Source organism: Aeoliella sp. (genome assembly GCF_965227375.1).
Taxonomy (GTDB): Bacteria; Planctomycetota; Planctomycetia; order Pirellulales; family Lacipirellulaceae; genus Aeoliella.
Map to the genome: position 1 here is coordinate 727,976 of NZ_CBDDFX010000001.1, position 12,354 is coordinate 740,329.

Genomic DNA, 12,354 nt, shown 5'->3' on the forward strand with positions numbered 1-12,354 from the left:
CACACGCCCGGTTCTGGGTACCACTAGTGGCACCTAGCGGACCGCCCGAGCCGAAGCCTCTTGAGAACTTCCTGACTGGACCATATGGACCATGGGCACACCACCAGACACAAAGACGGTCCCTATCCGAAGAAGGTCTGGGGCCCGATGAATAGCCGCAAGATCGACATTGCCGCACAATGGCGCCGTTCGATACGTATAAAATTGAAATGGATTCCTGGCGCAAACTACTCTACACTTTCAGCAATGGGCGAGACCATTCACTACAATAAGGCTCCAATTACGGAGGCGATTATCGACCTTCGTGTCGAGCCACGCACCGAGATAAGTCTCGACAGGCTGCAAAACTTGGCCTCCGATCTCCGAAACGACTATCCAAAGTCTGGAGCGGTATATGAGGCGACTGGACGAATGCACGTGGAACCGGGTGTCACGGCCGCTGCATCTGCTCAGCAAACCCAAACTGGTGTCCGGTGTCTGTCAGAGGACGGACGGCACATCTGCCAGTTGCTCCGCACAGGCGTTGCCCATAGCTGGCTGGCTCCTTACGAATCCTGGGGACAATTTCGTGACCGCGCCCAGTCGGTATGGTGCAACTATCGGGAGGCAATGGACATCTCTTCGGTGTCTCGCGTTGCTGTCAGATACATCAACCGAATCGACGTTCCGCAAGAAAATGTCGATCTTAAGCAGTATTTCCGTACCTCGCCCGAGATTTCGCCCGATCTGCCACAAACAATGGCAGGTTTTTTCATGCAAGTGCAGCTTCCCCTGGACGACATTCAGGCCACAGCCGTCATTAACCAGACGATTGTCCCCCCGCCCGACATGGGTGTAGTATCTATTATACTTGATGTAGATGTTTTCCGATCGGTCGCCGTTCCCCAGGATGAATCCGAAATTTGGAGTTACTTCGAGACTCTCCACATCTACAAGAATAAAGTGTTTGAAGCGAGCATCACCAATAAGACAAGAGAGCTTTTCCAATAATGTCCGTTGTCCTAGAACCACCAGTTAGTCCAGCTGCAGAAGTACAGGTGATCTACGCGCTGGACAATTCGCCCCCCGCCTCAGGCGCGGACGGTTTGGCTTTGATCGAACAGTACCGTGGCGCTTTCGCCCGCTGGCTGGATCGTCCTAGCAATGCACCCACTCTTCAATTAGACGATGACGGAATCAGGCACGTTCCGCTGAAGAAAGTTGGTACGATAAGAGTGCGGTTTAAGCGGTCGACGCCGATGAAACCGCGGACTATCGATTCGGAGCTTGACGAGACCGAATGAGTGATTCTTGGTGGTCGTCGATCGAAGGGGAGCAGCTGGCGCAAGGCGACCTGCTTGCGGACTGTAGCGTACCTATCGTCGTAGATCCCACGCCATCTGCAGGCGAGGATGAGGCAAAAGAAGTCGAAGTAGTCTCGCAGCGGCTTATAATTGTCACGCAAAGTTGCGACTTGGAGAATGGCAAGGTTCAGTTTGTTGCCCTCTGCCCTATCCATACCTTGGATGAGTTTGCCGAAGCAAATGCACACTACAAGTCACCTAAAAATTGGGAGGGAGTGCGCAAAGGACAAAAGGCATCTCTGCATATGCTGGCGTCGCCGGAGGCTCCGGAAGACAACACAAAATCGCTTGTTGTTGATTTCGGACATATCCTGAGCCTCCCGATCGAATACTTGACTGCTCACGCTGCTACTCTTGGTGGACGATCGCGATTGCAGCCGCCGTTTTTAGAGCACTTCTCTCAAGCGTTCGCGAGGTTCTTCATGCGGGTAGGACTTCCGTCTAGCATCGCTCCGTTCAAGTGACGTCGCCTTTCCTTCAACGGAGGACGCGGAGGCGCCTCGACTCTGCGTCAATGGCGACGCGTATAGTTCCCTTCATGCTCCCGTAGCGAGTGTAGGGCTACTCCACCCGGTGCAATCCGCCGAAGTTGATGTGGCCCCAGTTGCCGGTGGCGTTGTCGACGATCTTGAGGTACACGCGGCGGCCTTGGGCGCTTTGGGTGTCGATCAGCATCGGTTCCATCACGTTGGTGCTCGCGGGGCTGGAGAAACGTAGCAGTTCTTTGTCGGTGTCGGCGTCGACGACCGCTACGTACAGGTTCTCCTTGTCGGTGCCGCCGGACACGTAGGCGTAGTATTGGTCGTCGGTCATGGTGAACTCGGGCGAACGCACCACGCCTTGGCGGTTGTCGTCCAGTCGGCGGCGGGGGAGTTCGGCGGTGCCGACGAAGTGGAACTGCGGCGAGTTGAAGTAGATCCGTCGGGTGACGATGAGCGGGGTGTGGATGACGCCCGACTCGACCTTCCAGCCTTCGCGGTGCGACGCGTCGTCGAGCGCAAAGACCGGTTCGCCGACTTGTGGCGGTTCGCGCCAGCCGAGTTTGGCGATTCGCAGGCCGTCGAGCGTGGTGTTGAGGGCGACGATGTAGTCCTGTCCCTCGTGCTGGATGATCTCCGGCGCGGCGACGGCCATGCTCCCCACGTGGTACAGTTCGTCTTCGTTCACGCCGAACATCAGCGGGTCCTTCGAGCGGTAGATCCGCGAGATGTTGTTCCGCCCGTACATCTGCGTGCGGAACAGGTAGTAGTAGCCGTCGTGGTACACCACGTGGGGGCACTCGGCGGAGAACTTGCCGATGCCGGCGATGCCGCCTAGGGCCACCGCGGTGGGCTCGCTCCAGTTATCGAAGTCACGCGTGGTGCGGACAAAGTCGGTGCCCTGGTCGTTGGGGTAAGCGGTGTAGTAGCCGTGCCACAGCCCGTCGATCTTCAGCAGCATCACATCGCGGGTGCCGCAGCCCGGGCCTTCGGAGAATACGGCGGTGCCGCCGTGCGGCTGGATGACGCGCTCGAAGTGCTTGCCATCCTTGCTGGTCGCGTGGCAGATGTTGTTCCAGTCGCCGTAGCACATGTGGTAAGTGTCGCCCTCCTTCACCACGTGCGGCGCCTGCAACCCACCCTGCTCTTCGCCTAAGTCGGGGATCGACTCCATCAGGATTCCCATCGGCTTCCAATCAGGGTCGGTCAGGTTCTTTCCTTCCCAGCGATACAATAGCCGCGTCTGCCCGCCACACTTGGTGCCACGAATACACGAGAGCGCCTGCCAGGTTCCGTCGGCCGCTTGCCACACGGCGAAGTCCACCGGCTGCTGTCGCGGACTGGTGTAATCACCCAGGTCGGGGTTGCCGGCGATCTGGGTCCAAGGTCCATCGATGAACGGCGCGACCAGCTTGTCGTCGGCGAATGCAACATGACTGGACAACGAAACGACAACCAACAAACACAAGCTGACAGCGCGGGCAGAGAGAGACATCACAAGCTCCAAGTCGGGCGGGAATATGGCGACCAAAGAGGGCGGCCACCGGCGGGATACCCAACATGCTAGTCGGCTGGCTACGGGTATTCAACCAACGGAACGACCGCTTGGCGGATGAATTTCGCGGTCGACGCGAAGTACCGTTTTTACACGCCATGTTGACTGGTAAAAAACCAGCAGCGTGATTCCGGGAATTCGACTCGGAGAGTCGAGCTACAATGATCCGTGCTGGCAGGCGGTCGGTTATACTCGCGGTGCGAAGCCGTTCGGATCTGTCCATTGATGAAAGGACCAGCGCATGCTGAGTGCTCGACTTGCCATTACATTGGTCACCGCGATTGGTTGCTGGAACATCGCCCAGGCGGACGAGCAGTGGCCGAATGTCATTCTGATCATGGCGGACGACATTGGCTCGGAGTGCTTTGGGTGCTACGGAAGCGCGCAGTACCAGACGCCGCATATCGATCGCATGGCCGAACGTGGCATGCGCTTCACGCATTGCTACGCCCAGCCGCTTTGTACGCCCACGCGCGTGAAGCTGATGACCGGCCTGTCGAACGTGCGCAACTACTCGGCGTTCTCCATCCTGCCCCGCTCCGCCCGCACCATCGGGCAGTACTTTCGCGACGCCGGGTATCGTACCGTGGTGGCTGGCAAGTGGCAGCTCTTGGGTTCGGAGGATTATCCTCCCCGGTTCCGTGGCAAAGGCTCATTGCCGGCCGATGCGGGTTTCGAAAATTATTGCCTCTGGCAAGTCGAACGGCGAGGCGAGCGTTATCAGGCGCCGCTGCTAACAATCGATGGTAAGGACAAGCAGTTCGACAAGAAGAAGTATGGACCCGATGTATGCACCGACTATCTGGTCGAGTACATCGAGGAGCATCGCGACGAGCCGTTCTTCGCCTACTACCCGATGATCCTGGTCCACTCGCCATTCGTGCGTACTCCCGACAGCAAGGCACGACGCCAGGGCCGCCAGCGAAACTTCGAGGACATGGTTGCCTACATGGACCAGTTGGTGGGGCGAATCGTCCAGGCCACCGAGCAGCAGGGCATCGCGGACCGGACACTCATCTTGTTCCTGGGCGACAATGGCACTGGCCGGGGCATCAAGTCGCAACTCGACGGCAAGACCATTCGGGGAGGCAAAGGCCAAACCACCGACGCGGGGATGCGCGTCCCGCTGGTGGCCCTCTGGCCCGGCAAGATCAATGGCGGCGCGGTGAACGAGAACCTGGTCGACATGTCCGACTTTCTTCCCTCGCTGCTCGAAGCAACCGGCCAGCAGCCAGCGGATGGACTGGATGGGGTGAGTTTCTATCCGCAGCTGGTCGGCGAGCAGTACACTCCGCGGGAGTGGGTGCACTGTTACTACAACCCACGTCCCGAAAAGACGCAGCCAAAGCAGTTGGTGCGCGACAAGCGATGGAAGCTCTACGCCGACGGCCGATTTTTCGATGTAATGAGCGACCCGCTCGAACAGCAGCCCATCGCCGACGACGAGATGACCGACGAGATGACTGCCGCCAAACAGAAGCTATCGGCCGCCCTTGCAACGTTTCCCTCCGCCGGGCAGTCGTTGCTCGAGTTCGAGGATTGAGTGCCAGAAAATTCGACTCGGAGAGTCGAGCTACAATCGTTTCCGCGGAACTTCTTCAAGTGCTACGGCGTCGAACAGTCGTTGCGTCTGCAGAACCTGCTCGAAGAGAACCAACATGTGGCGGCGAGTGTTTCACCTGCTCTCGGCTTTCTCGCTAGTGATGCTGGTGGTATCGGCCGGACTCTGGGCGCGCAGCAGTACGCATCACGAGCAGTTGCGGACAAGCTACTCGCGCTGGGCGGCCGACGACGATTTGCAGCACTATGGCGCGGTGGCCCATTGGAACTACGGGTCGATCGAACTGATCTACGCGCGACTCAGCTTGCCGCCGAGCTACTTTGAAGATCACGGCCAGGAGACACTCGATCGCGCCCTGGTGTGGTATCCCCCCGGCATGAAGTGGGATTTCTCGGGCGACGACGTAACGATGCTGTTCGGCTCGGTGCCGCACGGCTACAAGGCCGACTACTGGCAAAGCGCCGAGCAACGCCGCTGGACCCTCGGCACCCGGCTGTGGCTGCCGACCATCCTGTTTGCAGTGCTGCCCTCGGCGTGGTTCATCGACCGCCAGCGACGCAAAGAAAAGCCGTGGCAATTCAGTCTACGGGCGCTGTCGGTGTTGACGACGGTGGCATGTATCTTGCTCGCGGCGGTGATTTGGCTGAGGGCGTGAATCCTGTTGCAGCGCCAGGTTCTTCGACTCGGAGAGTCGAGCTACAATGGGCACCAACTTCCACCGCAACCCCCGGGGAGACCCTCGTGATGAATGCCAAGGACCTCGAGACGTTTAGCCATGTGCCGTTTCTGTTCTGGGTGAAAGACACCGCGGGCACCTATGCGTGGGGCAATCAAGCCATCTATCAATTGGTGGGAGAGGACGTTGTCGGTAAGACCGACTACGAACTGGTCTGGAAGGAAAACGCGGACGCGCTTCGGGCGGAGGACAAGAGAGCCCTCGATTCCGGATCGCCCATCTACTTGCGGGAGCGCGTTGATCAGTCGATCCGCGGAGGGGCCACTTTGAGTGTCTGCAAGTGGCCCGACGAGTTCGAGGGAAAACCGTGCTGCTTTGGGATCTCGTTTGCGATCGAGTGAAGATGCCCAACTCCCGAGAACGTCGTCCACTCGAATTAACGAGCTTGCAGGCTGTGGAGCAGGAGCTTGCGCGGCTAAGTGGTGCGCCGTACGAGCGCGTGGGAAACTGGACCTTGGGGCAAGCGTGCCGGCATCTGGCGCTCGACATTCGCTCGAGCATCGACGGCTACCCGAACTACACCTATCTATTCGCACCGCTGCGGCCCTTCGTCCGGTGGCTGCTGCTACCGAAGCTGCTGCGGTTCGAATCGCCTTCGGGCATCCGAGCGCCAGCGGCGTACGTTCCTGCCGACGATGTCGACGACCAGCAGGGGCTCAAGGAGTACCGCGAGCAGATCGCCCGCTTTCTTAGCCACGAGGGCAAGTATCAGACGCATCCAGGGTTCGGCTTCAACACTCGTGAGAATCTGGAGCGAATCTACTCGGCCCATGCGGCCCACCACCTGAGTTTCCTCCTGCCGGCAACCGGCGAGGGTTCGGGTTAGGGTGCCACTGCTGGTTTATCGGGCTGTGCGTCTTCTCGCGTGCTGAATGCGAGCATCCCAGGCCATTCTCCGCCCGATGGAAGTGGGCCAGCAGTGCAGTGTTGGTTGCATGAGAAGAGGGTCATGAAGTGATGAACACTGCTGGCGCGGGCAATATGGCGGGAGCGTAGCAAAGCCGTTTCCCACGACTCGTGCTGCAATTGGCGGCTGCAGGCGATAAACCAGCAGTGGCACCCCATCGGCAAACCCTCGAAAGGCGCTCGAAACGCTTGAATTGCTGGACAACCCACGGAAAGTGGTGGTAGGATAGTTGGGCAGGGAAGCCACGCCTTCGCTCCCCTTGTGGGATGCCGGGGGAAGCCTTCTGGTGGTCACTATTCTAATTAACGGAACCTGCTTTCTAACGAGAGACTCTGTCGGCTGTGAGAGTCTCTGTTGCACCTATTTATAACAATTACGAGGCTCGCGATGAAATTCCTACCCGCTACCGCTCTCTCGATCGCCGCGCTGGGCATGCTGGTTGCCGGCTTGTCGGCCGACGGACAAACGCAGACCCAGCCGCCGCCGCAGGCTCCCCCGTACGCAGGATCGGAGCCCGCCCAGACTAACACTTACGTTGGCGGTGGATGGGGCGGATATGGCGGTGGATACCATTCGTCGACCGCCGCTGGCGACGCGCTGCAGGGCATGGCCTCGGCGATTTCGGCTCAGGGCTCAAAGAACCTGAACGACAGCCTGGCCCTGCGGAATGTCGAGGAAGCGCGTAGCGCCAACATCGACAACCGCGCCAAGCACGTCGAAGAGTACCGCTGGCGAAAAGACTCGGCCGTCGCCCGCCAGCAACAGCAGCTGGCCGAGATGCACGCCGAGAGCATGAAGCGGCTGGAAAAGAAGCGACTCCAGCCGCTGACCGTCGACCAGTACAATCCCACGACCGGCGTCGTGCATTGGCCCATGCTGTGCGCCGACCCCGCCTACAAGGAACATCGAGAGAAGATCGACCAGTTGCTGGCCACCCGCGCCCACTACGGCGAGTTGAACATGGAACAATTCATGCAACTGGAGAACGAGATCAAGGAATTTCGGTATGCGATCACCGCCGACCGCAAGAAGTATCCCAAGCCACCCGTCGATCAGGCGTTGCGATTCCTGCTTTCGATGCACAAGGATCTGAACGCCCAGTTTGGCTAGGCCTTGCGGCAGCTTTGATTTCAAGTCTCTCACTTATACCGCTTCCATTCCGGCAAGAAAGCAATACGAACAATGGTATCCGTACGACACTCGTTCACGACCATCGCTTGTGGAATCGCGCTGTTGGCGTCGCTTCCACTGGCGCACGCCCAGTCCACCACAGCCGCCCCGGCTATCGACAAGGACGCTGCAGCGGTCGACCAACTGGTCACCGACAAAGCCGATCCACAAGCCGCCCACGACCTGGTGAGCAAATCGCTCGACTCGGAATCCGACGCCGTGCGTTGGCGCGCCGCCCGCGCGGCGGGGCACTTGGGTCTCGATAGCCCCGAGATCTTGGCCAAGCTGCAACAGGGCGTCGCGGACGACGACTGGATTATGCAACTGCACGCAATCGCCGCCTTGGCGAAAACTGGCGACAAGTCCGACGCCACGATCGCCGCGCTGCTCAAGGCCGTAGGCTCCGAGAACCACCGCGTCGCCAGCGCTGCGGTCAGCGCGCTGGGCGAGTTGAAGGTCGAGCCGCAACAGTTGGCCACCGTCCTGGATAGCGAACTGGCCGAAGACAACAACGGCGCCGTGGCCGTGCATGCGGTGAAGGCCATCGTCGAGGCCGGCGCGAAGGCCGTGCCGCTGCTGAAAGAGTTGCTCGACCAGCCGAACTCCGGTTACTGGGCCTGCGTCGCCATCGCTGAGATCGGCCCCGACGCCGCCGACGTGGTGCCGCAGCTCACGCAGTTCATCAACACCAACAAGTACGCCGAAGAGATCCCGCAAGCGCTCATGGCCGTGGCGGCCATCGGCCCGCAAGCCAAGTCGGCCGAAAAGGCCGTGACTGGCGCGATGGAAAAATGGAGCGACGACCAGTCGGTGCAACTGGCTGGCTTGTACGCGTTGGGCGCGATCGGCGCTACCGACGCTCGCGAGACCCTGGAAGTAAGCGCCGCAAGCGACGATGCGTTCACCGCCATGGTCGCTTCGTGGTCGCTCGCCAAAACCAGCCCAGGCGACGCCGCTTTGATGAAAGCCGCCATCCGTCAGTTGGTGGCCGGACTGAAAAGCGACAACGCCAACATGTCGCGCGCCGCCGCCCACGGATTGGCGACGCTCGACATTCCCGAAGGCATGGCCGCGCCGATCTTGATCGCCGCAGCGAAAGACCCCGAGGCCCGAGAACACATGGTCTCCGCGCTCGCCGGCCTGGGCGACAAAGCGTTGCCGCATGCGTCCAAGGCGCTGGCGAAGCCCGACACGCGCGATTTGGCCCTCGACGTGCTCGATCGCATGGGCGCGAAAGCCGCCGGCGCCACCGACGCCCTGGTCGGCGCAATGAAGGAAGCCGACGCGGCCACGAAGGTGAGGATCAACCACGTGCTCGGTCGCATTGGTCCCGCGGCGGCGAAGGCCACCGACAACCTGGTCGCAGAACTGAAGTCCGACAACAAAGAGGTGCGACAAAGCGCCCTCTACGCTCTGCGTGAAGTCGGCGCTGGCGCGGAAGCCGTGAAAGCGGCCTTGATGGGCCACCTGAAGTCGAAGTCCGACGCCAAAACGCCCGAGGAGAAATTCGAGCGACTCGCCGCGGCGTGGACACTCGCCCGACTGGCGAACAAGGATCAGGAAGTGGTCGCCGTGGTGGTGCCGGTGCTCAGCGAGGGCCTCGACAGCAATTCGGGCGTCGATCGCCTCGAGTCCATCACCGCCGTGGTCGATCTGGGCGACGCCGGTAAGTCGCTCCACGAGAAGGTCGCCAAACTGGCCAAGTCGGACCCCGACGCCGGCGTACGCAACCTGGCGATCATCGTCGCCTCGGAAAACTCCGGCGAGTAAAAGTACAGTAGCCGCCGGTGGCCGAGTGGAAACAGCCTGCGTGTCATTCCGAGAGGAGGCTCGCCGACTGAGGAATCTACTTTGCCACCAGCATCGCACGGCAGTGGTCCGATTGCGCGCTAGCTAGTTTGCTTTTACGGCTCCCACTCCAGGGCCTCTCGCAGTGCAATGGCCGCGGGAACATCGCCCGACAAGACCCGGTGTTTCGGATCAAAGAAACGCTCCAAGTCGGAGATTTGGCCAGGGCCGATGTAGCAGACTCTTGGCCACTCGATCAGGAAGCTGGCAAGATTCCTGGAGACCAGTTGCGGATCGCCTTCATGATTTAAGTGGACCACGTAAGGATCTCCCGCATCGTCTATTGGATCGAGTGCCAGGAAGTCGGCGTTGTTGAATCGAAAGAACGGCACGCACCGATCCCAGACCGCCTGCACTTCAGGGAAGTCTGCCAAACCCGATGTCGCGGCGTACTGCCTCGCATCGGCCTGGAATTCGTTCAGCTTCGAAGCCGAAAAGATGGGGTCGGGCAAGTAGGGTAATTCACCGCCACGAACCCACGATGGGCAACCCTCTGGCGCTGCATCGCCAAGGTCGATGGCGAAGTGAAAACCAATTCCACTCGAAGCTGTCAGGAAGAACTCTTCCAGCGGCGGAGGTAACTCGCAAGAAAGCGAAGATTTTAAGTCGCCAAGAGATTCCGCCGCGAGTGGAGGATCCACAGCAAGTTTCGTCTCAAACTCTTCGGCATCATCTGCATCGAGTATGCCTGCTTCTAGGCGTGCATGGACCAACGACTGCATGTGCACCATGAATCGCCTCATGTTGTCGAGCCACGTTTCGAGATCTGGCATCGACGCCTGAGGCAACTCCCGCGCTCGCTTGGGATCGTAGTCCATCTGAATCCTCCAAAGTATCTTTGACTTTCTTGGCCGAAAGCGGCGCACTATTCGGCAGTTGCGTTCGGCCCTTCGTACGCCACCTCTCCGTCCACGATGGTAACCATCACCTTCGCATCGCGGATCGACTCTGGCGGGCACTTCGTCAGGTCGGTCGACAGCACGACGATGTCGGCCAGCTTGCCCGCGCGGAGGGAGCCGAGGTCTTGTTCGGCGAACATCGAGTAGGCCGAACCCATCGTGTAGCCGCGCAAGGCTTCTTCGACCGTGATCTTCTGCTCGGGAATCCAACCGCCCGGGTGTTTGTCGTCGAGCGTCGCGCGGGTGACGCACGCGTAGACGCCTTCGATCACCGACGCTGGCGCGACCGACCAATCGCTGCCCAAGGCCAAATGCGCCCCGGTGTCGAGCAAGTCGCGAAACGCGTAAGTCGTCTCCGACCGCTGGTGCCCGATCACCGCTTCGGCCCAGCGTCCGTCGTCGATCGCGTGGTACGGCTGCATGCTCGGCACCACGCCCAACTCGGCGAAGCGCGGAAGGTCGTCGGGATGAATGTGCTGGGCATGCTCGATGCGGAAACGGCGGTCGCGCGGGCCGTTCTCTTTGGCGACGCGCTCGTACACGTCGAGTTGGATGCGAATCGCCCGATCACCGATCGCATGCACCATCACGTTGAGCCCCGCCTTGTCGGCGGCCGAAGTCCACTCGTACAGGTCGTCGGCCGTGGTAACCAACAGTCCGCGATCGTCCGGCGCGTCGGTAAACGGCTCGAGCATGGCCGCGGTGTGCGAGCCGAGCGAACCGTCGACGAACCCCTTCAACCCGCCGGCGGCCAGCCACTCGTCGCCGCGGCCGTTCCGCTCGATATCGTCCAACAGCTGCCGCCACTGCCCCAGCGGCGTGGCCGCGTGCACACGCACGCGCAGCCCGCGGCCCGCGTGCACCTCACGCAACACACGCAACTGCCCAAGGCTGCCCATGTGGCCGACACTGGTCACACCGTTGGCCAGCAGATAGTCGCTCGCCGCGTCCAGCGCCGACTCCAACTGCGACCGCGTCGCCGCCGGCACGGCTGGGCCGACCAGCCCCATCGCGTTATCGCGCAGCAGCCCGGTGATCCGCCCATTCGCGTCGCGCTCGATCGATCCACCCTCCGGCGCTTCGACCGAGTCGTCAACGCCTGCGAGTTGGAGCGCCGCCGAGTTGGCCAGCGCCATGTGACCATCGAGCCGATCGATCCACACGGGATTGTCAGGCGTCACCTTGTCGATCCAGTCGCGCGTCGGCAACTCACCACCCCACACGGTGTGGTCCCACTCGCCGCCGAGGATCCACTCGCCCGGTTGCAGCCGACGGGCGTAGCGGGCCAGGCGATCGACGAACTCCTCCCGCGACCGCGCACCGCGCAACTGCACGCGATTGAGTTGCAATCCGCCATCGAGCAGATGAACGTGCGAGTCGATGAACCCCGGCACCACCATACCACCTTGGGCGTCGACCACCCGCGTGCTGGCATCCCCGAGCGCTTCGACTTCGTCGCGCGAGCCCACCTTCAAGATCCGCGAGCCTCGCACCGCAACCGCCTCCGCCCACGGCTTCTGCTCATCGGCGGTCCACACCCTGCCCCCCACAACGACCAACGTCGCGGGCTCTTCGGCCAGCGCACCACGATGAAATACTCCCACCAGCACAGCGGCCAGCGCCGCGCGAACGATCGGTTGCTTGAACATGAATCAACTGCCACTAGAGAAAGTACAACGCCTGACACTACCCATTGTAGCACGACTCTCCGAGTCGTTGACTGGCTCTACGACTCCGAACACGGGGAGAGAATCGCAGGGGTGATCGCTCTGCCGGCAGCGTGCGTTGCAGCTCGGCACGAAGTTCCACCGATGCACTTCACCCATCGATCGCGGCGGTGTGGTGGGTGAACCCAT

The 12,354-nt window shown here is 60.9% G+C and carries 11 protein-coding genes; 8 read left to right on the forward strand and 3 right to left on the reverse strand.

Features of this window, described 5'->3' with window-relative positions; all coding sequences use genetic code 11:
- The first annotated feature begins 147 nt into the window (after nt 1-147).
- The gene (locus ACQK2L_RS02925) at nt 148-990 is read left to right on the forward strand and encodes a TIGR04255 family protein (protein ID WP_425395435.1); all 843 of its coding nucleotides are present in this window, start codon (nt 148-150) and stop codon (nt 988-990) included.
- Nucleotides 991-1,279: 289 nt separating this feature from the next.
- Nucleotides 1,280-1,807, forward strand: coding sequence for a hypothetical protein (locus tag ACQK2L_RS02930; protein ID WP_425395436.1), 528 nt, complete (start codon nt 1,280-1,282; stop codon nt 1,805-1,807).
- 97 nt (nt 1,808-1,904) lie between these two features.
- On the opposite strand, the gene ACQK2L_RS02935 is transcribed toward ACQK2L_RS02930, so the two are convergent.
- Nucleotides 1,905-3,317, reverse strand: coding sequence for a hypothetical protein (locus ACQK2L_RS02935; RefSeq protein WP_425395437.1), 1,413 nt, complete (start codon nt 3,315-3,317; stop codon nt 1,905-1,907).
- A 301-nt stretch (nt 3,318-3,618) separates the two neighbouring features.
- Between ACQK2L_RS02935 and ACQK2L_RS02940 the strand changes: the two genes are divergently transcribed.
- The 6 genes from ACQK2L_RS02940 to ACQK2L_RS02965 all read left to right on the forward strand — a co-directional run bounded on the left by ACQK2L_RS02940 (nt 3,619) and on the right by ACQK2L_RS02965 (nt 9,521).
- Nucleotides 3,619-4,920: a sulfatase-like hydrolase/transferase gene (locus ACQK2L_RS02940; RefSeq protein ID WP_425395438.1), complete on the forward strand. Its 1,302-nt coding sequence runs from the start codon at nt 3,619-3,621 to the stop codon at nt 4,918-4,920.
- Nucleotides 4,921-5,035: 115 nt separating this feature from the next.
- Nucleotides 5,036-5,593, forward strand: coding sequence for a hypothetical protein (locus ACQK2L_RS02945; RefSeq protein ID WP_425395439.1), 558 nt, complete (start codon nt 5,036-5,038; stop codon nt 5,591-5,593).
- 89 nt (nt 5,594-5,682) lie between these two features.
- Nucleotides 5,683-6,015, forward strand: coding sequence for a PAS domain-containing protein (locus ACQK2L_RS02950; RefSeq protein WP_425397408.1), 333 nt, complete (start codon nt 5,683-5,685; stop codon nt 6,013-6,015).
- 2 nt (nt 6,016-6,017) lie between these two features.
- Nucleotides 6,018-6,500, forward strand: coding sequence for a DUF1569 domain-containing protein (locus ACQK2L_RS02955; protein WP_425395440.1), 483 nt, complete (start codon nt 6,018-6,020; stop codon nt 6,498-6,500).
- Nucleotides 6,501-6,968: 468 nt separating this feature from the next.
- On the forward strand, nt 6,969-7,691 hold the full coding sequence (locus tag ACQK2L_RS02960) for a hypothetical protein (protein ID WP_425395441.1): 723 nt from the start codon (nt 6,969-6,971) through the stop codon (nt 7,689-7,691).
- A 72-nt stretch (nt 7,692-7,763) separates the two neighbouring features.
- A complete protein-coding gene (locus tag ACQK2L_RS02965; RefSeq protein ID WP_425395442.1) occupies nt 7,764-9,521 on the forward strand; it encodes a HEAT repeat domain-containing protein in 1,758 nt (585 codons plus the stop codon).
- A gap of 134 nt (nt 9,522-9,655) precedes the next feature.
- On the opposite strand, the gene ACQK2L_RS02970 is transcribed toward ACQK2L_RS02965, so the two are convergent.
- The gene (locus tag ACQK2L_RS02970; RefSeq protein WP_425395443.1) at nt 9,656-10,417 is read right to left on the reverse strand and encodes a hypothetical protein; all 762 of its coding nucleotides are present in this window, start codon (nt 10,415-10,417) and stop codon (nt 9,656-9,658) included.
- A 47-nt stretch (nt 10,418-10,464) separates the two neighbouring features.
- Nucleotides 10,465-12,147 (reverse strand): amidohydrolase, encoded by a 1,683-nt coding sequence (locus tag ACQK2L_RS02975; RefSeq protein ID WP_425395444.1) that lies wholly within the window; start codon nt 12,145-12,147, stop codon nt 10,465-10,467.
- Between the last annotated feature and the right edge of the window lie 207 nt (nt 12,148-12,354).

What these genes read in the sequence shown, in the direction of transcription:
- ACQK2L_RS02925 (WP_425395435.1), top strand. Translation starts at nt 148, where the DNA reads ATGAATAGCCGCAAGATCGACATTGCCGCACAATGGCGCCGTTCGATA.
- ACQK2L_RS02930 (WP_425395436.1), top strand. Translation starts at nt 1,280, where the DNA reads ATGAGTGATTCTTGGTGGTCGTCGATCGAAGGGGAGCAGCTGGCGCAA.
- ACQK2L_RS02935 (WP_425395437.1), bottom strand. Translation starts at nt 3,317, where the DNA reads ATGTCTCTCTCTGCCCGCGCTGTCAGCTTGTGTTTGTTGGTTGTCGTT.
- ACQK2L_RS02940 (WP_425395438.1), top strand. Translation starts at nt 3,619, where the DNA reads ATGCTGAGTGCTCGACTTGCCATTACATTGGTCACCGCGATTGGTTGC.
- ACQK2L_RS02945 (WP_425395439.1), top strand. Translation starts at nt 5,036, where the DNA reads ATGTGGCGGCGAGTGTTTCACCTGCTCTCGGCTTTCTCGCTAGTGATG.
- ACQK2L_RS02950 (WP_425397408.1), top strand. Translation starts at nt 5,683, where the DNA reads ATGAATGCCAAGGACCTCGAGACGTTTAGCCATGTGCCGTTTCTGTTC.
- ACQK2L_RS02955 (WP_425395440.1), top strand. Translation starts at nt 6,018, where the DNA reads ATGCCCAACTCCCGAGAACGTCGTCCACTCGAATTAACGAGCTTGCAG.
- ACQK2L_RS02960 (WP_425395441.1), top strand. Translation starts at nt 6,969, where the DNA reads ATGAAATTCCTACCCGCTACCGCTCTCTCGATCGCCGCGCTGGGCATG.
- ACQK2L_RS02965 (WP_425395442.1), top strand. Translation starts at nt 7,764, where the DNA reads ATGGTATCCGTACGACACTCGTTCACGACCATCGCTTGTGGAATCGCG.
- ACQK2L_RS02970 (WP_425395443.1), bottom strand. Translation starts at nt 10,417, where the DNA reads ATGGACTACGATCCCAAGCGAGCGCGGGAGTTGCCTCAGGCGTCGATG.
- ACQK2L_RS02975 (WP_425395444.1), bottom strand. Translation starts at nt 12,147, where the DNA reads ATGTTCAAGCAACCGATCGTTCGCGCGGCGCTGGCCGCTGTGCTGGTG.